Here is a 22,619-nt window from a genome sequence, read left to right as displayed (position 1 = left end):
AAAGCTACACTATCACATCAGTTGTGACCTATCGGCAGTCTTGGGAGAACAGCACCAGTCCGTCCCGTTCCTGCCAGCCGGAGCCGGCCCAGAAGCTGCGCCCCAGGCTATTCCCCTCTATGACCATCAGGTGGCATTTCATAATGCCCTCCTCCCGGAGGCGCTCCAGACAGCGCTTGACCAGCTCACGCCCCGCGCCCTGCCCACGGCTGCTGCTGCTGACAGCGACATGGTACATATAGCCTCTGCGCCCGTCATGTCCGCACATTGCCGTACCCGCAAGGGTGCCGTCATCCTCTATACACACCTGGCTGATCCCCGGATTGCGCTCCAGGTAACGGAGGATCTCTTCACGGGAATCGACCTCGCTGAGACCCATCCCGTCTGTATTTTCCCATAAGTGATAAGCGGCTTCATAGTCCTCTGCAATCATAGATCTGTATAGCATGTATTCTCTCCCATTCTATAACTGTTGTATGTAATCGGGCGGCGCACCCTTCTCTGGGCTCATGCATACCATTATACGAAACAGCCCATAAGCAAGGAGGAGCCCCCAATGAACCCCGTATACCCCTATTACGGTGAAAAAACGGTCTGCCGTGTGCAGCCGATCGCATTTCCCCCGCAGCACCAGGACCGCCAGCCCGGGCTTGAGAGCCTGATGCAGCCCCTGCCCATCAGCGAGCAGCCTGAAGACCGCAAGGGACGCCTTCACGGAAAAACCGCGCTCATCACCGGCGGCGACAGCGGTATCGGAAGGGCGGCTGCGGTCGCTTTTGCCAGGGAAGGGGCTGATATCGCCATCGCATATTTGGATGAGGTCTCCGATGCCGCTGCCACCCAGCGCCGGATTGAAGAGCTTGGACAGCGCTGCCTGCGGATCGAGACCGACCTGCGCCACAAGGCTAACTGCTTCCAGGCGGTCGGGCACACTGTGCAGACCTTCGGCAAGCTGGACATCCTGGTGAACAACCATGGCGTGCAGTATCCGCAGAAAAGCATTCTGGATATCTCAGAGGAGCAGCTCTATCAGACGTACCGGACGAATATCTTCCCTTTCTTTTTCCTGACCCAGGCTGCCCTCCCGCACATGCGCCGGGGGAGCTGTATCATCAACACCGCATCCATCACCGCTTACCGGGGCCATAAAGAACTGATCGACTACTCCTCCACCAAAGGCGCGATCGTCTCCTTCACCCGTTCCCTGGCCCTCTCGCTTGCAGACAGCGGAATCCGGGTGAACAGTGTCGCTCCGGGGCCGGTATGGACACCGCTGATTCCCTCCAGCTTCTCCGCCGAGGAGGTCAGTGTCTTCGGGACAGAGACTCCGTTCAAGAGGGCTGCGCAGCCCTATGAGCTGGCAGGAGCCTATGTCTACCTGGCCAGCAGCGATGCTTCGTATGTTACAGGCACCTGCATTCATGTGAACGGCGGGGATATGGTCACGAGTTAGGCCTGGTCTGTTCGCGCCGGATATCCCCCTTATTTCGTTGGGATGCCTTGGCCCGGTTAATCCCCGTCCACCCCCATCTCCCCCCGAAAGGATGGTTAGTAATGATCCATGATAAGGATTACGATCTGCCCTCTGTCCGTCTGAACGCCGGCATGTACGCCCTGACCAAGCTGGCGGCGGCCGGTTTGACCTTCATTCTGGTCTCCCTGTTCCTGCTGGTCCATGGCTACGAGGATGGCATTCCCTCCGGCTGGCCTGTATCGGTGCCCTATGCCATTTACGCTTACGGCCTGCCTGCCGCCATTGTTGCCGATGCGCTGCTGCGCCTGTTCCGCTCTACCATGCTGAGCGCGGCGCTCGCCCTGTATGCCATAGCCGGCTATGGCGCGGGTCTGTGGCTGGCCTCGGAGCAGGGCGGCAGCGCCATAGCCTCCGGCCTGACCGGACTCGCCGTGCTCCTGGTGTTCCGTCTCGCCCAGATCGCCGGCGAGCGTTACCCGCTGCTGCTGCCGCTGTTCGCCTTGTTCATCCCGCTGCTTTGCCTGGTTGTGGTCTGATCCGCTGCCGGTTCGGCTCCCGGGATTCGGGTGCACTTGTGCTCCTCCTTTGCTCGCCTGGCTCACTTTCGGCAAGTTCAAGTGCATTATTGCACCTCATCCGGACAGTCTTGCTGACCCTAGCTACTCTTTATGCTTAGACATTGCCAATTACAGCGCCTCTATAATATCTCCGGCGATCAGCGCGGCGGGATGCTCCCGCTTCCGGGCGGCGCGTTCTCCGGCAAGCCCGTGCAGGTAGACACCGAACGCGGCGGCTTGCGCAGCGTCCAGCCCCTGTGCCAGCAGGCCGGCGATCATCCCGGTCAGCACATCGCCTGCGCCGCCGGTGCCCATTCCCGGATGCCCCGTGATGTTGATATAGGCCCGCCCTTCCGGCGTAGCGATCACCGTATGGGCCCCTTTTAGCACCAGGATCACCCTATGCTGCCGCGCAAATGACAGTGCCAGTCCGATCCGGTCCCGCTGCACCTCCGCAGCAGAAGTCCCCGCCAGGCGGGCCATTTCCCCGGGATGCGGGGTCAGAATGACCGGATGGCGGCGGCTCCAGGCCCCGTAATCCGCGTCCGCCAGTATATTCAGCGCATCCGCATCCACAATCAGGGGAACCCCGGTTCCCTCCCACAGTCTGCGGAGCCACTCTGTATCCCCTTTGAACCGGCCCAGCCCCGGACCGAGCGCCAGGCAATCGCGGCTGGCACTCAGCCGCAGCACCTCTGCATCCGTACCGTTAATCCACTCCCCGCTGCCCCCGGATACCGGGGCCAGCATCAGCTCCGGTGCGGCGCCGATTATATGGGGCAGCAGTCCCTCCGGCAGCGCCCAGGTGACCAGCCCGCAGCCGGCGCGCAGCGCAGCGCGGGCAGACAGCAGGCCTGCCCCGCTCATGCGCAGGCTGCCTGCGGCCAGCAGGACATGCCCGTAGGTGCCTTTATGGCCCTCGGGCGAACGGCGGCGCGACACATCCACCTGGAGCTGTGTCCGCAGGGTCTCCGGCGTCAGCAGGCTGGCCTGGACGCCGCTCTCGCGGGCCAGGGCCGCGGGGATGCCGATGGAGCGGACCACCACCTGCCCGGCGGCTCCCGCGCCGGGATATTGCACCAGCCCGCGCTTGAGGAACGCGAGGCAGACGGTCACCGCCGCATGAATGCAGGGCTCATGCGTCTGCCCCGTGTCCGCGTCCAGCCCGCTGGGGATATCCGCGGACACAATCGGTCTGCCGCTGGCATTCGCTGCGGCAATCAGCTCCGCATAGGCACCGCGCGGGGCGCCCGCGCTGCCGGTGCCAAGCAGCGCATCGACGATGCCGCTGCAGGCCGTAAGGTCCACGGCGTCCCTGCCCCAGACGGCGGCAGGAACGCCCAGGGCTGCAGCGGCATCCCGCTGCAGGGCGGCTTCGCCGGCCAGCGACTCGGGCGCGGCCGCGTATACCAGCGTGACGGCGATGCCAGCCTCACGCAGGTGCCTGGCGGCGGCGAGGCCATCGCCGCCGTTGTTGCCTTTGCCGGCGAGGACGAGCCAGTGCTCGCCGCCGGCCCCAGGCAAGGTCAGCGCTGCGTCCGCGCTGACCGAGAACCCCCGCGCTCCGCCGCCGCTGCCCTCGCCCGCCAGCCAGCCTCCCGCTCCATGCCTCTGTGCGCCGCCGCTGCCGCCTTCGCCCGCCAGTCCGCTTCCCGCTCCGCCGTCCACCCCGCCCGCGCCGCGCCGCTTGCAGAAGGCGATGACCTCCTCGGCAATGGCCCGCCCGGCATTCTCCATCAGCGCAATGGCCGGTATGCCCAGCCGCTCGATGGTATCGCGGTCCAAGGCCCGCATCTGCTCCGCTGTCACCACATCCACCAGCTCCAGCCTCCTTAGGTTTCTAGTAGCCCACAGTGAACCGGGCTCTGCTGAAATTCCCTTCCTCCAGCTCGTCTACAACGGCTACAGCGAAATCCTCAATACTGATGCTGCTCCGGCCGTCCTCATCCACAATCAGCCGGTCCAGGCCGATACGGAACTGGCCGGTACGGCGTCCGGCAATCAGAGCCGACGGCGGACTGAGATACGTGTAATCCAGCTCTGAGCCGCTGTAAATCTCGTAGGCATGGGCATGAGCGGAAGCAAGCGCCCGGAAGGATTCCGGGAACCCGGCAGTATCCATCAGCCATTCCCCCGATTCCGTCTTCAGGCTGCCTGCGCCGCCGACTACGATCAGCCGCTCCACGCCGGCGGTACGCAGCCCCGCCAACAGCGACTCCGCCGCCTTCAGCAGGTCATTCTCCCGCCCGGCCGCCGGGCCGAATGCACTGACCACCTCCCCATGCCCCCTTACGGCCGCTGCAACGGAGGCCGGGTCGAGAACATCCGCTGTCACCACCTGCAGCCGTTCATGCTGAATCCCGAAGGCCTCAGGCCTGCGCACTGCTGCTGTGACGTCATGTTTTCGGCGCAGCGCTTCCTCTACAATGGCGCTCCCTACTCTGCCGGATGCCCCAAACACTACAATATCCATGCTGTTCCTGCCTCACTTTCCTGTTTCCCATAGTATTTCATTCCTAATCTTGCTTCATGCCGCTTAGCGTGGCAGATACATCCCCTGTGAATCAGGCATGACCGGCTTGAACCCGAACTGGGCGTATAACCGGGCTGCCTCTCCGTCAGCGATAAGACTGATATATGCACGCTCCGGCACCTGCTCCAGGTATGCGCGGATTTCGCGCATGATGATTTTACCCAGTCCCCGCCCCTGGCAGGAAGGCTTCACAGCAATATCCGTCACCTGATAGAAACAGCCCCCATCACCGATTACCCGGCCCATGCCGACCAGTAACCCCTCTTCATACAGCGTCACCGCAAACATCGAATTCGGCAGCCCGACAGCCGCTCCCTCAGCACTCATAGGACTAAGCCCGGCTTCCTGCCGCAGGGCCAGATAATCTTCAACTGCAGGCTGCTCGTGCCGGATCTCCGGCTGTGCCGTTTGGTTCATGTTAGGTATCCTCCTCATCTTCCGCTATCTGATACCAATATAATGGACCCCGGGAACCCAGGCAAGGCGCGGCCCGATCTTCGCAGAAAATGAAACGTCCTTCCCCTCCCGGCGTACAATTACTCATAAATGCAGCTTAGCCAGCAACTCATGCGTCTGCGGGTTATTCTTAACCCCTGTCCTTGGGTAAACTGTGAATAGCTTAATACCATGAATACGGGAAAGGTTGGTGAACAGGATGTCGCCTGTTGGAAAATTATTTAAATGGGGAACCTTCGCTTACGAGGCGTTTCTGGCCCTGCCGGTCATCGGCGGAACGTTTGTGCTTGCCAATGCGTGGGCCCCGCTGGGAATTGCTTTTCTGCTCCATGCGGTAGCAATTATCATTCTGCTGAGGGAAGGCGGATCGATCATCGGCAACGCGCTTGGGGTTATTACCTCGCTGGTGGCCTGGATTCCTTTTATCGGCTGGTTCATGCACGCCATTACCGCCCTCATCCTTCTTGTAGAGGGAATCAGCGGATCACGTCGCAATACACGGTACTAAGGGCACTCTCACTCACTAATAACTGAACAATGAAAGGAATCCCATTATGATCAAAGGATTATATGAGGCACATCTCCCCGTTTCCAACCTGGAAGCATCCATTGAATTCTATCAAAGGCTCGGACTGAAATTTGCCTGGCGCGATGAGGATACCGCCTTTTTCTGGATTGTAGAGGGCCGGAGCTGGGTCGGACTTTGGGAAGGCAAGGAGGTAGAGACCCCTTACCATCCTTCTCTGAGGCATATTGCCTTTGAGGTTACTTATGAAGATCTCAAGCATTCGCTTAGCTGGCTGAAATCGATCCAGATTGAGGCTGTTCCTTTCGGAAGAAGAACCACGGTTGAACCCTTTGTCCGCCCCAATCAGGGCAATGCCTCCGTGTACTTCAATGATCCCGACGGCAACAGTCTGGAGCTGATGTGTCATGTAGAGGTTCCCGAGAAGCTGAAGACGGTCACAACCAAGCTGTCGTTTGAGGAATGGGAGCACATGCGCTCGTTGTGAGCAGCCACAGCTTCCATTTACGTAAAAAGACCTCCGATTGGTCACCCAATCGAAGGTCTTTTACATTATCCCCGCCCCCCGGAGCGGATATCGGTCCGCCGGCTGCCGGGATCTCCACTACTGCGGGGAGTAGCGGCACCGTTCCCGAAGCGCTTACGCTCCGTCCGCTCCATCTGTACAATTTGGCCTTCATGCACCACAATGTGCAGTGAACCGAATTCCATATCATCGAGAAGCTCTCTGATCCGGGCCAGCCATACCTCATCCACTTTCAGCGGTTTTGCCATCCGCAGGCCTCCCTTTCCCCGGGCAAGGGGCATTTTCAATAATAACCGTTTTTACCGACATGTTTACTAAGGATTAACTTAGCACGCCCCCCTGAAGCTGTCAATGAGGATTTTGGCGTACAAGCAGGCTCTTCACGATCATCGTTACCAGCGCCAGCAGAAGCAGCAGTGAGGCCACGGCGAAGGAGGCTGAGAACTGATACTCGTTATACAGAATCTCAACATGCAGCGGCAGCGTGTTGGTCTCACCGCGGATATGCCCGGACACGACGGACACTGCACCGAACTCGCCCATCGCCCGCGCGTTGCAGAGAATAATGCCGTACAGCAGCCCCCACTTGATATTGGGCAACGTCACGCGCCAGAAGATCTGCCAGCCATGTGCCCCGAGCGTAATGGCGGCTTCCTCCTCCCGGGTGCCCTGATCCTCCATCAGCGGAATCAGCTCGCGGGCCACGAACGGGAACGTAATGAACAGCGTAGCCAGGATGATCCCCGGCAGGGCAAACACAATTTTGATGTCATGGTCGCTCAGCCACGGGCCGAACCAGCCGTGCGAGCCGAACACCAGAATGAAGATCAGCCCGCCGATCACCGGAGATACGGCAAAGGGCAGGTCGATCAGCGTGATCAGCAGGCCTTTGCCGCGAAACCGGAACTTGGTGACCGCCCACGCCGCCGTGATGCCAAACACTGTGTTCAGCGGAACGGTAATGGCAGCGACGAGCAGGGTCAGCTTCAGCGCCGAGGCGGCATCCGGGTCGGTCAGTGCGGCCCAGTAGACATCCAGCCCCCGCTTCAGCGACTCCACCAGTACAATCGCCAGCGGCAGGACAATCAGCCACAGCATGACGAGCCCGGCCAGGGAGAGCAGCAGCCATTTCACTGCCCGGGACTCTGTCGCCGGTGAGGACGAAGTCCTTGTTCCCGGACTCCGCCCGGCCACACGCAAGGGAACCGTACCAGCCATAGTGATTCCTCCTTCTTCCTTAAAAGCTTAACGCGCGCTCTTCCGCATCCAATGCTGAAGAGTGTTAATCACCAGCAGCAGCAGGAAGGAGAGCAGCAGCAGAATCAGGGCCACCGCGGTTGCTCCGGCATAATCGAACTGCTCCAGCTTCGACATGATCAGCAGCGGGGCAATCTCTGTGCGCATCGGCATATTGCCGGAGATGAACACGACGGAGCCGTATTCGCCGATGCCCCGGGCGAAGGCCAGGGCGAAGCCGGTCAAGAGCGGAGGCAGCAGCTCCGGCAGAACAATCCTCAGGAAGGTTCTGCCGCGTCCGGCCCCCAGCGTCGCTGCCGCTTCCTCCATGTCCCGGTCCAGCTCCTCCAGCACCGGCTGCACCGTGCGGACCACAAAGGGGATGCCGATAAACATCAGCGCCAGCGTGATGCCCAGCGGCGTGAACGCCACCTTGATGTCCAGCGGTGCCAGCAGCGCGCCGATCCAGCCGTTCTGGGCATAGAGCGCGGTCAGCGCTACACCGGCTACAGCGGTCGGGAGGGCGAACGGCAGGTCGATCAGGGCGTCGAAGATTCTTTTGCCGGGAAATTCGTAACGCACCAGCACCCAGGCCAGCAGCAGCCCGAGGACGGCATCAATCAGCGCCGCTCCTGCGGCTGTACTAAGACTGACACGATAGGAAGCCAGCACGCGGGCATCTGTCGCCACATCCCAGAATTTGGCCCAGCTCAACCCGGTTGAATTGAAGAGCAGCGCGGACAGCGGCAGCAGTACAACCAGACTCAGATACAATACGCTGAACCCCATCGTCATCCCGAACCCCGGCAGCAGTCTGCGCTGCGGTCTTGTTTTTATAGCAGCATTGGTGGCATTCATACGCCCGTTCCTCCTCCCGCCTTCGGCTTATGCGCCGATCAGCTTCCAGGCACGTAGATCTGGTCGAAGATTCCCCCGTCATTGAAGTGCTTCTCCTGGGTCTCCTTCCAGGTGCCGAATTTATCCGCAAGCGTGAACAGCTTGATCTCCGGGAACTGGTCCTTGAACTGCTCCTTCACACTATCCAGCGTCGGGCGGTAGTAGTTCTCGGCGGCAATCTTCTGTCCTTCCTCGGAGTAGAGATATTTCAGATAACCTTCCGCTACCTCGCGGGTTCCTCTTTTATCGACAACCTTGTCTACCACCGCTACCGGCGGCTCCGCCAGGATGCTCTCCGAAGGGTTCACAATCTCGAATTTGTCCGGTCCCAGCTCCTTGATGGACAGATAAGCCTCATTCTCCCAGGCGATCAGCACATCACCGATGCCCCGTTCCACGAAGGTTGTGGTCGAGCCGCGCGCCCCGGTGTCCAGTACAGGCACATGCTTGAACAGATTCTGCACGAATTCCTTGGCTTTGGCTTCATCATTATTATTGTGGTCCAGCGCATATCCCCAGGCCGCCAGGTAATTCCAGCGCGCACCGCCTGAAGTCTTGGGATTCGGAGTGATCACCTCAACACCCTCCTTCAGCAGATCCGGCCAGTCCTTGATGCCCTTCGGGTTGCCTTTGCGCACAAGGAAGACGATGGTCGAGGTATACGGGGAGCTGTTATGCTCATATTTACTCTGCCAGTCAGCGCCGATAAGTCCAGCGTCCTGAAGGGCATCAATGTCATACCCGAGCGCCAGCGTAACTACATCGGCTTCCAGGCCATCAAGTACCGCACGGCTCTGCTTGCCTGAACCGCCATGCGACTGCTTCACCGTCACCTTCTGGCCGTTCTCCTGCTCCCAATAGGCGGCAAAAGCTTTGTTGTAGTTCTCATACAGCTCGCGTGTTGGATCATAAGATACATTAAGTAATTCAACCGGCTCTTTAGCTGCCGTCTTGGCTGCCTCCGGTGTAGCCGATGCATTCGCTGCCGGCGCTTCTGTTGCCGTCCCCGGACCATTCCCCGCCCCCGCGCTTCCCGCATTGTTATTGCCGCAAGCCGTAAGCCCTGCCGTCAATACAAGTGCGAATCCGGCGAGAAGCCCCTTCTTGATTCCTTTCCTCATCACAACCACTCCCCCGTTTATAATCTTCTGGCACAAAAAGACGCAGGAAAGCCTGCTTGCGGCAAGTCAAACCGGTCCTATAGACACGTATCTGCGAGCCTGAAGCAGGCGTTCCTCCGTCTGTACGGTAAGAACTTATTTGATTATTCCTACCGACTTAGTAGGTTATGGGAATATAATACTGAAAGCTCCCCGTGCTGTCAAACCTTTTTTTCAGAATGAAAAAAACTTCGCCTACAGGTAAGGAATGCCCGTACACACTCGCGCGGCATGAGGCGGATGTAGGTACCCCCGCGCGAGTCCATTGTGATCGGTTTTTCGATTACACTCGGCGCATCCCCGAATGATTTAAAAGCTAAGGTGACGGCAGTTCCTGTAAGACCCACTTGTCATTGGCAGCCCAAAGTAATATTATTGCTACATCTTATGGAAGCAAATTGGATTGCCATTATAGAGCATGCATAGAGTGAGTTGATAGGCGGAGGACTGCCGGTCCCGGCAGCCTAAGCAACCGCAGATGTCGGGAGGGGGATCAGCATGGGAATGAACATAGAATACGCTCCCGCGCCGCAGGGACCGCGGCTGCACAGGCGTATTCTCAGCGGAACAGGCAGACGCATTGCACAGACCTACCGGTACGATACCACACTGTGGAGAATGGCGCTCAGCGGCCCATGGATATTATGTATTCTGGCTTGTTCAATCGCCGTTATGGGTATTCCTACTGGGCTCGGAAGCGCAGCGGATATCATCCTGGCGGCCGGGGCAGCAACGCTGGGAATGGCACTTGCAGGCAATCTCCTGGCCGTCCTGCTCGCCTTAACCGGCCTGCGCATCCCGCGGCTGTTCACGGGGTCGTGGCTCAGTGCCTTCGGTGTAGTGCTGCTGGTTCTGTATTTCGGCGGGCTGGAGCTTGAGGCTGCAGCGGTTATTGCGGGCATCGGTGCCCTGGCCAGTGCCATAGGCGGACTGGCGGCCGGTCTATTGCGGACCCGCAGAAGCCTTACCGGCGGATTGCTGGCTATGGTACTGGTGCTGTCACCTTTCGCACTGGCCTACGGGTACGGGACAGGGAAACCTACGGATGCCTTGCCTTCCCTCCAGACCATAGCTGCAGCGGGCAAGGTGACGCCGCTCATTGCCCCTGATCCCTCTAAGCCGGGAGATCACTCCTTCAACACCTTCACCTACGGCAGCGGCCAGGATCTGCACCGCAAGGAATACGGAAGCGGAGCAGCATTAATCTCCGCTCCGGCGGACGCCTCTGACTATATCTCATCCTGGCCCTCACTGCGCACGCTATTCTGGGGATTCGATCCCGGGACGCTTCCGCTGAACGCCAGGGTATGGATGCCGGACGGGGACGGACCTTATCCATTGGTGCTTATGGTTCACGGCAACCATATGATGGAGGATTTCTCCGAGGACGGCTACGCCTATCTTGGTGAATTGTTAGCCAGCCGGGGCTTCATTGCCGTAACCCTGGACGAGAATTTCCTGAATTACTCGGCCTGGTCGGGCATCCCGGACAATGACTATAAGGTGCGGACGTGGATGATTCTGAAGCATCTGCAGCAGATCGCCAGCTTCGCGGAGGAGCCCGGCACTCCCTTCTACCAGAAGGTAGACTATGACCATACTGCACTGCTGGGCCACAGCCGCGGCGGCCAGGCGGTAGCAATGGCGGCGGACGCTACACGCTGGTTCACCGGTGATCCGGCGCTGGAAGCGGCCCGGCAGTTCCACATTACTTCCGTGGTAGCTCTGGCGCCTACGGATAAAGCAATTGACAGCAAGCAGGCCACCCTGCGGGATGTGAGCTATCTGACGCTGCAGGGCGCCCGTGACGGCGATGTGCATGACTTCTACGGAGACCGGCAGTATATGCGCTCCTCCTATACCGGCAATACCGCTGCCTTCAAAAGCTCGCTCTACATCGCCGGTGCCAACCACAGCCAGTTCAACAGCGATTGGGGGCTCTATGACCAGACGCTGCCCGCCGGCCTGTTCCTGAACCGCGCGCAGATTATGGACGGGGCGGAGCAGCGGCAGATTGCCATGGTCTATGTCTCTGCATTCCTGGAGACCACCCTGCACGGGAAGACGGAATACCGGCCGCTGTTCCGGGATTACCGCAGCGGGGCGCAGTGGCTGCCGGACACCGCCTACTATAACCGCTTCCAGAGCGGTGCGCATCTGACGGTCGCCGACTATGAGGAGGACCGTAAGCGGGACACCGTGCGGGGCGGCACAGCCGCAGCGGAGGGCCTGCGCTGGACCGAGGAATCTGCCAAAGACCGCGAAGCGAACAACAAGCCCTCATACGGCGTCGTTCTGGAACGCAGTGGCAGCCCGGACGGGCAGTCCGAGACCTCTGAAACAGCCTACAGCATTACGCTTAGTGACACCTTCATCAGCAGTCTGGCAGAATCGGCAGCAGAGGGGCTGACCTTCTCGCTGGCGAACCGGAATGGGGATGAAGAGGATAGCGAAGCTGCCCTCACCCCGGAGGTGGAGGTGGAGCTGACGGACAGCAATGACGCTGCGGCCAGGCTTCCCCTGGATGAAGCCGCCGATATTCTGCCGTTGCCGCAGACCGAGTTCACGGTCAGCCCGTGGCTGGAGGAACGGATCATGGACGGCAAGTTCGGGGACCGCACAGAGCCCGTATTCCAGACCTACGAGCTGTCGTTCGAGCGGTTCCTCGAAGAAGAGCCTGCGCTTGATACCGGGATGCTGACAGAGATCACCTTCTATCTGCAAGGGGAAGGCGACAAGATTATGCTGGATGATATCGGATTCTATGAACGGGAAGACTCCCTGGAGGGAGCGTATTAAGCAGCAATTATACAATTCTAAATGTATGGTTTTCACACAGATTCGCCGCACTTGCCTTCATAAGCTCTACACCATCACCAACAGCCCCCTCCCTGCCGGACACGGCGGGTAGGGGGCTTTGTCATCGTAGCAGGCTAATCCAAGGCAACCAGGCAGACCGGTGCCGTCACGTCCAGCTCGTTGCCGGTCGGGATCAGCCGGCCGGTCTCGCTGTCGATGCGGAAAGAGACGATATTGCCGCTGTTCTGGTTGGCGGCAAGCAGCATGCCGCCAATCAGGGCGAAGTTGCGCGGGGTCCGTCCCCCCGAGATCACCCAGTCTTCCGCTTCCAGGAGACCTGTCGCGTTATCAATATGGAACAGGGCGATGCTGTCATGCCCGCGGTTGGACACATAGAGGTAACGCCCGCAGGGCGATACATGGATATCCGCAGCCGTATCATCGCTTCCGGCGGTATAATGCTCCGGAAGGCTGCTGATATGCTGCAGCAGCTTCAGGTCTCCCCTGGACTCATCAGCCGCAAATACACTCACTGTATTGTTCAGCTCATTGACCAGATAGAACCACTGCCGGGAAGGATGCACCGCCAGGTGGCGCGGCCCTGAGCCTGGAGGCAGCCCCACTTCGCGGTGCGTCACGAGCTTTCCGTCCTCTACACGGTAGATCACGATCTGATCCAGGCCGAGATCACAGACCAGCACATGCTTCCCTGACTGATCCGGGATGACGGAATGCGGGTGGGGGGCCTCCTGGCGGTCGCTGCGGATACCGGAGCCTTCATGCTTCACCTGGGAGGACATCGCCTGCAGTGACCCGTCCGGGTTCAGCGGGAATACATTAACGTTGCCTCCCATATAGTTGGATACGAATATGTAATTATCCTGCGGAGCTACGGAGACATAACAGGGTGCGCCGCCCCCGGTAGCCCGGCCGCCCAAGAAGTGAAGCGCCCGGCTGGCGGGATCAACGGCATAGGCGCGAACCTCCCCCTCCTCCTGTTCACTCACTGCATATAACACTGTACGTGAAGCATTAAGCGCCAGATAGGAGGGGTTATCAATGCCTGAAGTTCCGCCCAGAACCCTCATCTCTCCCGTCTCTTTATCCAGCGCGCCGAGCAGTATAGCTTTTTCCTTGTTCCCATTATACGTCCCGATATAGAATAACACTTCATTAGGCTGGTGCATGGCAGCGGCTCCTTCACATGTATGTTCTGAATTTTACTATAACATGTTTATGTACCCGTTCCCTTATCCGGATTAAACAGCATAAATATGGACACACTGAAATACTAATTAGAGGCCGGCGGCAATATTTGACACTTGGTTTAAACGCCGAGCATGCGGTTAATAGTAGTCATCGAAGACAACAAACACACAAAAGGAGCTGAAGTACAATGAGTTTACTATGGATGTTGATTGTTGGTGGCGTAATTGGTTGGCTGGCCGGTCTGATTATGGGCAGAGATATTCCGGGCGGCATTATCGGCAACATTATCGCAGGTATTCTCGGTTCATGGCTTGGCGGAATGCTGCTGGGAAGCTGGGGACCTAAGATCAGCGACTACTATGTGTTCCCTTCATTGATCGGTGCTATTGTCCTGATCTTTATCGTAAGCCTGATTATGCGTTCGGTTGGCGGACGTAGCCGTTCTTAAGACCAATGGCAGCCTTCTCACCTGAAGCTGTCGATACCATATTTGCTGATCAGACCCGCCAGGGTTACAACCTGGCGGGTCTGCTTGCGTGTGCATTCTGAAATGGCTCCATGATCTGCTATAATGAAGAAATAAGTGATCCATATCACAGAGAGGAATGTGAACGATGGGCAATATCAATCCCTCCCTTTTGCATGTCGGTTCGACTGTAGGAGCTATATTTATGGCGCTCATGGTTATTTTCATCCGCCTGAAGGCCAGCGCCCGCCCGGTAACTATCCGCAAAATCTGGATTCCGCCGCTCGGCATGTCCACCGGCTTCGCCATGTTCGTAGTCCCGGAGGTCCGCTTTCCGTGGTGGTGGGCAGTGACAGCTTTTTTGGTCGGCTGGTTTATTTTTGCCTATCCGCTGATCCGCACGACGAAGTTTGAAGAACGGGAAGGTCTGGTCTATGCCCAGCGCTCCAAGAGCTTCGCCTTCATCCTGCTGGGACTGCTGCTGATCCGCACTCTGCTCCATGAGTTCATCAACCAGTATGTATCCGTTCCGCAATCCGGCGGACTGTTCTTCATTCTGGCGTTCGGGATGATTCTGCACTGGAGGGTGTTCATGTATAGACACTACACTCAGATGGTGCCGGCCAAAGCCCAGCTCCCGCAGTCCTGAGGACGGGATACATATTTCTGCAACAGCCTGTCAACAGCACAGCGTCTGTGTTCACCTGCCTGACATTCAGCTTCCCAAGTGCCCGCGATCTGCATATTCTATATCAACAAGCCCGGATCAAGCTGACCCTTCATGTCAATTATGTCTAAATTTGCGGAGGGTCCAGCAGGTTTTTTCTCTCCTATGTCAGGTAACTTACGATGAGATCCGTTAGAATAGAAGCCGGGTATACCTATTAGAGAGCGGGGACAGGCAATTGAAAAGTAAATCGAGAAAAGTAGCGATCGTCGGCTCCGGCATGGTTGGCTCCAGCTGCGCCTATTCCATGGTGAATCAGGCCGTCTGCGATGAGATTATGATGATTGACCGCACGTATGACCGTGCGATGGCACAGGCGCTGGATCTCTCCCACTGCATGGATTTCACCGGAACGCGCACCAAGGTCTATGCAGGCACCGCCAGCGACTGCGCAGGAATGGATGTTGTCATTCTGACGGCAGGCGCCAATCCCAAGCCGGGGCAGACCCGGCTTGATGTGCTGGATGCCGCCGCTGTCATCACCCGGGAGATTATTACCGAGATCATGGACGGGGGCTTCGACGGCATCTTCGTTGTCGCGGCCAACCCTGTAGATATCGTGACCTATCTGGTATGGCAGATATCGGGACTGCCGCGTCACCGCATTATCGGCACAGGTACCTCCATTGACTCCTCGCGGCTGAAGACGCTGCTGTCAGAGGTCTTCACTATAGACCCGCGCAGCGTCAACGGCTATGCGCTTGGCGAACACGGGGAGTCCCAGTTCGTGGCCTGGTCCCATGTCACCATCGGCGGCAAGCCGCTGCTGCAGATTATGGAGCAGCACCGCGAGCGCTTCAGCACCCTGGACCTGGAGGATATCGCCCGCAAAACAAAAGATGCCGGGTGGGAGATTTTTACCCGCAAGGGCTCAACCCACTTCGGCATCGGCAGCGCACTGGCCTATATTACACGTTCCATTCTGAATGACGAGCACAAGATCATCGCTGTATCCGCGATTCTGGACGGCGAATACGGGCAACGCGGCGTCTGTGCCGGGGTCCCGGCGATCATCGGCAGCGGCGGCATCCAGGAGCTGCTTGAGCTGAACCTCAGCGAGGCTGAGATGGCAAAGTTCCACGCCTCCTGCAGCATTATCCGCAAGGGGATCGACAGCCTGACGCTGGAGGAGCAGCTCTAAGCCGCGGCTTACTCTACCTGGAACTTCTCAATCTCACTCCGCAGCTCGCCCATGAGCTGGTTCAGGGACTCCGCCGAGGTAACGACCTGGTTCATCAGGTTGCGCTGCTCTGTAGAAGCGTCTGCCACCATCTCGGCACTCTCGGCCGACTCCCTGGCAATAATCAGCATGTCGGCGATAGAGGCCGTAATCTCTTCAGTGCCCGCCGACATTTGCTCATTCACCGCAGAGACGTCCTGAATCTGCAGCGAGACCTCACGGATTGAGGAACGGATATGGTCGAAGGAGGTGCCGACATTTTGCATTTTGCCCATGCCGTCACCGATTTCTGCAATACTGTTCTCCATGGAGACAGCGGCGGCTCTGGTCGAGTCCTGAATCTGGCGGATTAACTCCACAATGTTCCCGATGGCGCTGTTGGTGCGCTCCGCCAGCTTCTTCACTTCGTTCGCCACCACCCCGAACCCGCGTCCGTGCTCGCCGGCTCTGGCGGCTTCAATCGAAGCGTTCAGCGATAACAATCCCGTCTGATTCGAGATCTCCGAGATCACATCGACGATCTGCCCGATCTGCTCGGATTGTCCGGTCAGGTTACTGATCAGTGCCGACGTCTCCTCTGCTGCCCCGGTGATTACAGTCATCTGCGCAAGTGTCGATTGAATCTCTATGTACCCGTTCTCTACCTCCGTACTGACAGCTTCTGCCTGGTCTGATACATTGACGGAGGATTCCGCAATCCGCTGCAGCCCGATCGCCATCTCTTCCGTTGCCCGTGCCGCCTGCTCTGAGCCTTTGAACTGCTCGCCCATGCCATGGGCCACATCCTGGGCTACCGTCTCGATCTCTGCCGATGTATTGGAGGATTGGCTGGCGTAGTTCAGCACACCTTCGGCTGAGACTGCAACTTGTGCTACGGTAGCATCAATTTTGCCGACAATGCCGGAGAGCGAGCCGATCATATCATTAATGCTCTGGCTCATCAGGCCGATTTCATCACCAGACCGCACAGCCACCCGTTCGCTGAGATGTCCTTCAGCCACCCGCTTCATCACGGCGGAGATTCCCTTAATCGGCTTCACCAGCAGACGGGTCAGGTACAGCGCTACTCCAATGACCACCAGCATCACCGCGGCCAGGAACAGAACGGATATGGTCTGGGCGGAGGTGACGTTGGCCATAATCTCGCTGGCGGGAACTGTAATCAGCAGCTTCCAGTCTGTGCCGGGAACCGTATGGAAGTAGGTGATTACCTGCTTGCCGTCCTCTCCCTTGTATGCCTCAGAGCCGGATTCCCGGGCAAGGATACGCTCTACCGCCTGCTTCAATTCCGGGGTCTTCGCATAGTCCGTAATATTCTTGCCGATCCGCTGCGGGTCCGAGTAGGCGTAGTAGTCCCCTTTTCCCGAAATAACGTACCCGTAACCGGTATCGCCCACATGAATATTCTTGCTCATCTCCTTCAGAATGTCAGGGGTCACCGAGAAGGCGATGCCTCCCGCAAACTGATTGTTCTTATCCACCGCCGGCACGAAGACCGGAATAATATATTTATTCAGCTGTTCCAGAAAAGACATCTCCGCGACAGCCGGGGCAAGCGTGGACTTGGCCTGCTGGAGGTAGGCGGACTTGCTGATATCTGCGGTAAGCTTGAGCGCATTCGCCAGAATCCCTTCCTTATTAATAACACTGTAGCCTTCGGACTGGGTATCGCTCTCTTCCAGCACCTTAATCACCGGAAAAATCGTATCCGGCCGTGACATGTCGAACTCCGGATGCTGCTTGATCAGCTCCTGCACTGCGGATGTTTTGGTGGTCAGCCACTCCTCAATCCGTACCGTGTTCATCTCCAGGATATTCTGCGCCCGCTCCTCGCTGTCATCCCGGGTCACCCCTCCGAAGTACTGCATGAAGAAGAGCGTCGCCCCGATGAGCGGCACAATCGCCACCGCCACAATGGCAATCGACCATTTGCTTTGCAGCGATAGAGCTTTTCCTTTCCTTACATTCATTTTCAGTTTGGACCGTACTTTTGCCTCATCCACCGCCAAATCCCCCTAAAAACGCATTGTAATCTTCCATATGCTGTAAAACCTTATTAATATATCGGCATAAATAGACAAAAAACATAAGTGATCCAATAAAAAATAAGCCTCCAGTCCCAATTTCTAGGATCTGCGAGGCTTACTTTTTCATAATTCTTTCATCATTTATAAATCGTCAGCCGCTGCTCAGGCCAGCTTGCCCGATGCCGGCGGCAGCTGTAAGGCGCGCATACTGTTCAGCACCGCGAGTACGGTAACCCCGACATCGGAGAAGACTGCCTCCCACATCGTGGCAATGCCGAACGCCCCCAGGATCAGGAAGACGGCTTTGACCCCCAGCGCAAAAGCAATATTCTGCCACACAATGCGCCGTGTGCGCTTAGCAATGCCGATCGCATCTGCTATCTTCGAAGGCTCGTCGGTCATAATAACAATGTCGGCCGCTTCAATCGCCGCATCCGAACCCAGACCGCCCATGGCGATTCCGACATCCGCTCTGGCCAGCACGGGAGTATCGTTGATGCCGTCCCCGACAAAAATCATTTTCTCGCGCGGCCCCTTCTCCCGCTCCAGCCGCTCAATCGCCGCTACCTTGTCCCCCGGCAGCAACTCGGCATGAATCTCCTGAATCCCCAGCTGCCGGCCCACAGATTCCGCTACCGGAGCGGCGTCGCCGGTCAGCATCACCGTCTTGCGGATGCCCAGCGCGTTCAGAGCCTGAATGGCCTTCAGTGAATCTTCCTTCACTTCATCGGCGATCACAAGATAACCTGCGTAGACCTTATCCACAGCGACATGGACAATCGTTCCATGCTGCTCCGGCGTCCGGCTCTTGATCCCTTCACGCTCCATCAGCCGCGCATTCCCGGCCAGCACTGCCTTGCCCTCTACCGTGACGGCGATGCCGTGCCCGGAGATCTCGTTATAGTCGGCAATGGCTTCACCGGGAATAGCTTCGCCGTAGGCCGTACGGATGGATTCGGCAATCGGGTGACTGGAATGGCTCTCTGCATAGGCTGCGACCCGCAGCAGCTCCTCCGCTGTGAAGCCTTCAGCCGGCACATTGCCGGTCACGGTGAACTGGCCTTTGGTCAGCGTCCCCGTCTTGTCGAATACCACCGCCTTCACATCGTTCAGGGCCTCCAGATAATTGCTGCCCTTCACCAGAATACCGCTGCGGGAGGCGGCGCCGATACCGCCGAAGAAGCCGAGCGGAATGGAGACGACCAGTGCACAAGGACAAGAGATTACGAGGAACACAAGCGCACGGTAGATCCAGTCCGAGAAGGTTGCTCCGCTCAGCACCAGCGGCGGAACCACGGCCAGCAGCAGTGCAGTAATGACTACTACCGGCGTGTAACCACGCGCGAATTTGGTAATGAAATTCTCCGTCTTCGCTTTGTTATTGGTGGCGTTCTGCACCAGCTCCAGAATCTGCGACACCGCCGACTCACCGAAGTCCTTAGTCACCTCAATCGTTATAACCCCGTTACGGTTAATGAATCCGCTCAGCACCTGGCTGCCCGGCTGGGTGGAACGGGGAACGGACTCTCCGGTTAATGCTGAAGTGTCCATCATGGCGCTGCCTTCAAGAATAATGCCGTCCAGCGGCACCTTCTCACCCGGCTTCACTACGATGCTGTCTCCCACACGCACCTCTTCCGGGGACACCTTACGAAGATTGCTGCCCTCCTTCAGGTAGGCATATTCCGGCCGGATATCCATCAGCGCTGTAATCGAACGGCGTGACCGGTTGACCGCCATACCCTGGAACAGCTCGCCCACCTGATAGAACAGCATTACGGCGACGCCCTCCGGATATTCGCCGATGGCGAACGCCCCGATGGTCGCCAGCGCCATCAGGAAGTTCTCGTCAAACACCTGGCCCCGGATGATATTCCGGGCGGCCGACAGCACCACCTCGCCGCCGACGATCAGGTAGGCGGCCAGGAAGATCAGCAGCTCGGTGATACCGCTCACCGGCAGGAACATCCCGGCGGCGGCCAGCACCGCGCCGCCGCCCAGCCGGAGCAGGATGCGGCGGGTATCGCCGGCTCCGTGCTCGTGGCTGTGCCCGTGGCCATGTCCATCGTCATGGCTGTGGGCGGAAGCGGCGGCCTTGGCATGGGAATGGCCGCCTGCGTGGGAATGCTCATGTCCGTCTCCATGAGCATGGGCATGATCATGTTCATGACTGTGCGGCTCCCCGTGGGCATGAACATGATCGTGGCCTTGAGCGGCCACGCGGCGTACCTGGGCCGCACCGCCTGCGGGGTTCTTGACCGCCCGCGCAGCGGGAACCTCGCGCAGCTTCACATGCGGCTCAAGCTTCGTCACCGTCTGCTGTGCCTGATCGGCAATCTCATCCGACGATGCAGCCGCTGTCTCCAGCATCATAGTCTTTGTGGCGAAGTTGACCGAGCAGGAGGAGACCCCCTCGATCTTCTTGACTTTATTCTCAATCTTCATGGCACAGTTCGCGCAGTCCAGTCCATCCAGTATCCATTTCCGTTTCACATTACCTTCAGCCGTACTCAAATGACTCATCTCCCTTGATTATTGCTATATATGAGTATTTGTTCATATGTTAACTTACACACATTATATTCCCCTGAAACCTGAAGTGTCAATGCACGCTGCGCATAAATTATGGCAATTTCGGAGACAACAAGCGGAAACGGCTTCGCTGGCCTTTTTACAAACGTTATCGTTTCATTGGTAATGATAAGGATAGGTTATCGGGTGGAACATATATAGATGAACCGTGCTCTCCAGGTCTGTATTATCGTTCTGTATCAATCTGTATATATGGATAGGATGAGCTTCTTGCGGGGTGATGATTCTTATAGATTCTTGTTGATGAGTCTAAACCTATAGAATTGGCTTGAAATTTGCGGGAAGGCATTATAATATTAACATATGAGCAATCATTCATATGTTATCTGAAAAGAGGTCATTCCGATGAGTCATACCCATTCACACCCATCACACACAGATTCGCATTCTGATTCACGTCACCAATCAAGCTCAGCTTCCCGTTCACATCAACATTCACATTCCGGTTCGCACTCACATGGACATTCTCATTCTCACTCGCACTCCCATTCCCATGCACCGGACAATAAGAAAGGTCTGCTGATCGCCCTGATCATCACCGGCGGCATTATGTTCCTCGAATTCTTCGGCGGCCTGGTGACCGGCAGTCTGGCGCTGCTGTCGGACTCGGGCCATATGCTCAGTGACACCGCTTCACTGGCCTTGAGTCTGGTCGCCATGATTATGGCCGTAAGACCGGCCTCGCCTAAGAATTCGTACGGCTTCTTCAGATTCGAGATTATGGCCGCACTCTTCAACGGAGTGACCCTGTTCGTCATCTCAGGGTTCATTATCTGGGAGGCCTATCAGCGCTTCTTCGAGCCTCCGGCTGTCGCGAGCGGCTCCATGATGCTGATCGCCTCTGTCGGCTTGCTGGCCAATCTGGTCAGCGCCTGGTCGCTGATGCGCAGGAGCGGCGCGAAGGACAACATCAATATCCGCAGCGCATATTTGCACATTATCAGCGATGCCTTAGGCTCCGTTGGCGCTCTGGCCGCCGGTCTGATCATGAGCCTGTTCTCCTGGTATGTCGCCGACCCGATTATCAGCGTGCTCGTGGCACTGCTGATTCTGCGAAGCGCCTGGGGCGTCATCAAGCAAGCCTTCCATATTCTTATGGAAGGAACCCCGCAGGCGGTGAATTTACAGGAAGTACGCGAAGCGCTTCTGGCCATTGAAGGCGTTACAGAGGTGCATGACCTGCATATCTGGACCATCACCTCCGGGATGGATGCCGTAAGCGGCCATCTGCGGATCGCGGACAGGCTGAGCCACCAGCAGGTGCTTCAGCAGGCGCTCCAGGTCGTGGAGGAGCGGTTCGGCCTCCGGCACGCTACGCTGCAGATCGAGGACGCCACTCTTACGCATGGAGAGCTTCCGGTGTAACCGGAGGGGGGGGACGGTGCGGCGGTAGCCGTCCTTGCCGGCCTGGGCGTAACGGGCGACCGTGAGATTACATTGGGCCGAAGTGCCCACGTTGCACCGAATGTAGTCGGTTTTTCGATTACATTTGGACCACACGCCCACACCACGCCGAATGTAGTCGGTTTTTCGATTACATTTGAGCCACGCGCCCACTCCGCGCCGAATGTAATCGGTTTTTCGATTACATTTGAGCCACGCGCCCACTCAGCGTAGAATGTAATCGGTTTTTCGATTACATTTGGACCACACGCCCACACCACGCCGAATGTGATCGGTTTTTCGATTACATTTGGATCACGTGCCCCCGTGGCCGCCCCATAATCAACAAACAAGGGAATGTCCCGGCAGCCATAGGCTGCTGTGGGACATTCCCTTGTTCCGTTCAGGTCATAATGTGCTATTCGTGCCGGATATGCTCATGCGTCTGCAGGAAAATCTGCTCCACATGGGCATCGTTCAGCGAGTAATAGACCGTCTTGCCTTCCTTGCGGCGCTTCACAATCCGCAGATTGCGCAGGTAGCGGAGCTGGTGGGAGACTGCCGATTGCCCCATGTCCAGTATGGTCGACAGATCGTGCACGCACAGCTCCTGCTGGGATAGAGCGTAAATCATCCGTACCCGGGTCGGATCACCGAGCGCCTTGAACATCTCTGCCATCTTATCCGTTGTTGTGCGGTCCGGCAGAATCAGTGCCACCGATTCCGGCTCCAGCTCGGAACCATTGCATGTGTTGTCGCATTCGTCCAGTGCCGCTGGCTCCATGCACCCGCCCTCCTCCATATGCTAATCCGGCTTCCGCCGGGCGCTTAATAGTATCTTCTACGATTAATTATAGAAAAAACTTCGCCC

At 57.8% G+C, this 22,619-nt stretch carries 21 protein-coding genes; 9 read left to right on the top strand and 12 right to left on the bottom strand.

Annotated features, from left to right (window positions below):
• Nucleotides 1-28 precede the first annotated feature (28 nt).
• Nucleotides 29-448 (bottom strand): GNAT family N-acetyltransferase, encoded by a 420-nt coding sequence (locus K1558_RS07525; protein WP_238650780.1) that lies wholly within the window; start codon nt 446-448, stop codon nt 29-31.
• A gap of 108 nt (nt 449-556) precedes the next feature.
• Here K1558_RS07525 and K1558_RS07520 point away from each other — a divergent pair, with 108 nt between their 5' ends.
• Complete coding sequence (locus K1558_RS07520) at nt 557-1,453, top strand: SDR family oxidoreductase (RefSeq protein ID WP_238650779.1); 897 nt, start codon at nt 557-559, stop codon at nt 1,451-1,453.
• A 101-nt stretch (nt 1,454-1,554) separates the two neighbouring features.
• Complete coding sequence (locus tag K1558_RS07515) at nt 1,555-2,010, top strand: hypothetical protein (protein WP_238650778.1); 456 nt, start codon at nt 1,555-1,557, stop codon at nt 2,008-2,010.
• Between the two features lie 150 nt (nt 2,011-2,160).
• On the opposite strand, the gene K1558_RS07510 is transcribed toward K1558_RS07515, so the two are convergent.
• The 3 genes from K1558_RS07510 to K1558_RS07500 form a co-directional block, all read right to left on the bottom strand.
• Nucleotides 2,161-3,849 (bottom strand): NAD(P)H-hydrate dehydratase, encoded by a 1,689-nt coding sequence (locus K1558_RS07510; RefSeq protein ID WP_238650777.1) that lies wholly within the window; start codon nt 3,847-3,849, stop codon nt 2,161-2,163.
• A gap of 22 nt (nt 3,850-3,871) precedes the next feature.
• Nucleotides 3,872-4,504: an NAD(P)-dependent oxidoreductase gene (locus tag K1558_RS07505; protein ID WP_238650776.1), complete on the bottom strand. Its 633-nt coding sequence runs from the start codon at nt 4,502-4,504 to the stop codon at nt 3,872-3,874.
• A 63-nt stretch (nt 4,505-4,567) separates the two neighbouring features.
• The gene (locus K1558_RS07500; RefSeq protein ID WP_238650775.1) at nt 4,568-4,981 is read right to left on the bottom strand and encodes a GNAT family N-acetyltransferase; all 414 of its coding nucleotides are present in this window, start codon (nt 4,979-4,981) and stop codon (nt 4,568-4,570) included.
• Between the two features lie 238 nt (nt 4,982-5,219).
• On the opposite strand from K1558_RS07500, the gene K1558_RS07495 reads away from it, so the two are divergent.
• A complete protein-coding gene (locus tag K1558_RS07495; RefSeq protein WP_238650774.1) occupies nt 5,220-5,528 on the top strand; it encodes a hypothetical protein in 309 nt (102 codons plus the stop codon).
• A 46-nt stretch (nt 5,529-5,574) separates the two neighbouring features.
• Entirely contained in the window at nt 5,575-6,033 is a 459-nt protein-coding gene (locus K1558_RS07490) for a VOC family protein (RefSeq protein ID WP_238650773.1), read from the top strand.
• Between the two features lie 65 nt (nt 6,034-6,098).
• Here the strand turns inward: K1558_RS07490 and K1558_RS07485 are convergent, their stop codons facing one another.
• From K1558_RS07485 to K1558_RS07470, 4 genes are all read right to left on the bottom strand, one after another.
• Nucleotides 6,099-6,320 (bottom strand): YezD family protein, encoded by a 222-nt coding sequence (locus K1558_RS07485; RefSeq protein WP_238650772.1) that lies wholly within the window; start codon nt 6,318-6,320, stop codon nt 6,099-6,101.
• A 100-nt stretch (nt 6,321-6,420) separates the two neighbouring features.
• Nucleotides 6,421-7,290, bottom strand: a complete 870-nt coding sequence (gene cysW, locus K1558_RS07480) for a sulfate ABC transporter permease subunit CysW (protein ID WP_238650771.1) — start codon at nt 7,288-7,290, stop codon at nt 6,421-6,423.
• A gap of 27 nt (nt 7,291-7,317) precedes the next feature.
• Nucleotides 7,318-8,166 carry a sulfate ABC transporter permease subunit CysT gene (gene cysT / locus K1558_RS07475; RefSeq protein WP_238650770.1) on the bottom strand — a complete coding sequence of 283 codons (849 nt, stop codon included), beginning with the start codon at nt 8,164-8,166 and terminating at the stop codon, nt 7,318-7,320.
• A gap of 38 nt (nt 8,167-8,204) precedes the next feature.
• Nucleotides 8,205-9,326 (bottom strand): sulfate ABC transporter substrate-binding protein, encoded by a 1,122-nt coding sequence (locus K1558_RS07470; RefSeq protein WP_238650769.1) that lies wholly within the window; start codon nt 9,324-9,326, stop codon nt 8,205-8,207.
• A gap of 537 nt (nt 9,327-9,863) precedes the next feature.
• Here K1558_RS07470 and K1558_RS07465 point away from each other — a divergent pair.
• Nucleotides 9,864-12,164 (top strand): alpha/beta hydrolase, encoded by a 2,301-nt coding sequence (locus tag K1558_RS07465; protein ID WP_238650768.1) that lies wholly within the window; start codon nt 9,864-9,866, stop codon nt 12,162-12,164.
• Nucleotides 12,165-12,298: 134 nt separating this feature from the next.
• Here the strand turns inward: K1558_RS07465 and K1558_RS07460 are convergent, their stop codons facing one another.
• A complete protein-coding gene (locus K1558_RS07460; protein ID WP_238650767.1) occupies nt 12,299-13,351 on the bottom strand; it encodes a lactonase family protein in 1,053 nt (350 codons plus the stop codon).
• Between the two features lie 209 nt (nt 13,352-13,560).
• On the opposite strand from K1558_RS07460, the gene K1558_RS07455 reads away from it, so the two are divergent.
• The 3 genes from K1558_RS07455 to K1558_RS07445 all read left to right on the top strand — a co-directional run bounded on the left by K1558_RS07455 (nt 13,561) and on the right by K1558_RS07445 (nt 15,707).
• Nucleotides 13,561-13,821 carry a GlsB/YeaQ/YmgE family stress response membrane protein gene (locus K1558_RS07455; protein WP_238650766.1) on the top strand — a complete coding sequence of 87 codons (261 nt, stop codon included), beginning with the start codon at nt 13,561-13,563 and terminating at the stop codon, nt 13,819-13,821.
• Between the two features lie 166 nt (nt 13,822-13,987).
• Entirely contained in the window at nt 13,988-14,488 is a 501-nt protein-coding gene (locus K1558_RS07450) for a CcdC family protein (RefSeq protein WP_238650765.1), read from the top strand.
• 256 nt (nt 14,489-14,744) lie between these two features.
• Nucleotides 14,745-15,707 carry an L-lactate dehydrogenase gene (locus K1558_RS07445; protein WP_238650764.1) on the top strand — a complete coding sequence of 321 codons (963 nt, stop codon included), beginning with the start codon at nt 14,745-14,747 and terminating at the stop codon, nt 15,705-15,707.
• 8 nt (nt 15,708-15,715) lie between these two features.
• On the opposite strand, the gene K1558_RS07440 is transcribed toward K1558_RS07445, so the two are convergent.
• Nucleotides 15,716-17,749 carry a methyl-accepting chemotaxis protein gene (locus K1558_RS07440; protein WP_238650763.1) on the bottom strand — a complete coding sequence of 678 codons (2,034 nt, stop codon included), beginning with the start codon at nt 17,747-17,749 and terminating at the stop codon, nt 15,716-15,718.
• Nucleotides 17,750-17,935: 186 nt separating this feature from the next.
• Nucleotides 17,936-20,287, bottom strand: coding sequence for a heavy metal translocating P-type ATPase (locus tag K1558_RS07435; RefSeq protein ID WP_238650762.1), 2,352 nt, complete (start codon nt 20,285-20,287; stop codon nt 17,936-17,938).
• Nucleotides 20,288-20,710: 423 nt separating this feature from the next.
• Between K1558_RS07435 and K1558_RS07430 the strand changes: the two genes are divergently transcribed.
• Complete coding sequence (locus K1558_RS07430; RefSeq protein WP_238650761.1) at nt 20,711-21,730, top strand: cation diffusion facilitator family transporter; 1,020 nt, start codon at nt 20,711-20,713, stop codon at nt 21,728-21,730.
• Between the two features lie 436 nt (nt 21,731-22,166).
• Here the strand turns inward: K1558_RS07430 and K1558_RS07425 are convergent, their stop codons facing one another.
• Nucleotides 22,167-22,532 (bottom strand): ArsR/SmtB family transcription factor, encoded by a 366-nt coding sequence (locus K1558_RS07425; RefSeq protein WP_238650760.1) that lies wholly within the window; start codon nt 22,530-22,532, stop codon nt 22,167-22,169.
• Between the last annotated feature and the right edge of the window lie 87 nt (nt 22,533-22,619).

Origin of the sequence: Paenibacillus piscarius, assembly GCF_022234545.1 — a bacterium.
GTDB classification, from domain to species: domain Bacteria; phylum Bacillota; class Bacilli; order Paenibacillales; family Paenibacillaceae; genus Paenibacillus_AQ; species Paenibacillus_AQ piscarius.
Note: the sequence above shows the minus strand (reverse complement) of the source record. Positions and strands in the feature narration are given on the sequence as shown.

Bases quoted from the DNA above. Each gene is read 5' to 3' on its own strand.
- K1558_RS07515 (WP_238650778.1), top strand. From the start codon at position 1,555: ATGATCCATGATAAGGATTACGATCTGCCCTCTGTCCGTCTGAACGCC.
- cysW (WP_238650771.1), bottom strand. From the start codon at position 7,290: ATGGCTGGTACGGTTCCCTTGCGTGTGGCCGGGCGGAGTCCGGGAACA.
- K1558_RS07450 (WP_238650765.1), top strand. From the start codon at position 13,988: ATGGGCAATATCAATCCCTCCCTTTTGCATGTCGGTTCGACTGTAGGA.
- K1558_RS07525 (WP_238650780.1), bottom strand. From the start codon at position 448: ATGCTATACAGATCTATGATTGCAGAGGACTATGAAGCCGCTTATCAC.
- K1558_RS07505 (WP_238650776.1), bottom strand. From the start codon at position 4,504: ATGGATATTGTAGTGTTTGGGGCATCCGGCAGAGTAGGGAGCGCCATT.
- cysT (WP_238650770.1), bottom strand. From the start codon at position 8,166: ATGAATGCCACCAATGCTGCTATAAAAACAAGACCGCAGCGCAGACTG.
- K1558_RS07465 (WP_238650768.1), top strand. From the start codon at position 9,864: ATGGGAATGAACATAGAATACGCTCCCGCGCCGCAGGGACCGCGGCTG.
- K1558_RS07460 (WP_238650767.1), bottom strand. From the start codon at position 13,351: ATGCACCAGCCTAATGAAGTGTTATTCTATATCGGGACGTATAATGGG.
- K1558_RS07425 (WP_238650760.1), bottom strand. From the start codon at position 22,532: ATGGAGCCAGCGGCACTGGACGAATGCGACAACACATGCAATGGTTCC.
- K1558_RS07430 (WP_238650761.1), top strand. From the start codon at position 20,711: ATGAGTCATACCCATTCACACCCATCACACACAGATTCGCATTCTGAT.
- K1558_RS07470 (WP_238650769.1), bottom strand. From the start codon at position 9,326: ATGAGGAAAGGAATCAAGAAGGGGCTTCTCGCCGGATTCGCACTTGTA.
- K1558_RS07485 (WP_238650772.1), bottom strand. From the start codon at position 6,320: ATGGCAAAACCGCTGAAAGTGGATGAGGTATGGCTGGCCCGGATCAGA.
- K1558_RS07455 (WP_238650766.1), top strand. From the start codon at position 13,561: ATGAGTTTACTATGGATGTTGATTGTTGGTGGCGTAATTGGTTGGCTG.
- K1558_RS07495 (WP_238650774.1), top strand. From the start codon at position 5,220: ATGTCGCCTGTTGGAAAATTATTTAAATGGGGAACCTTCGCTTACGAG.
- K1558_RS07490 (WP_238650773.1), top strand. From the start codon at position 5,575: ATGATCAAAGGATTATATGAGGCACATCTCCCCGTTTCCAACCTGGAA.
- K1558_RS07500 (WP_238650775.1), bottom strand. From the start codon at position 4,981: ATGAACCAAACGGCACAGCCGGAGATCCGGCACGAGCAGCCTGCAGTT.
- K1558_RS07520 (WP_238650779.1), top strand. From the start codon at position 557: ATGAACCCCGTATACCCCTATTACGGTGAAAAAACGGTCTGCCGTGTG.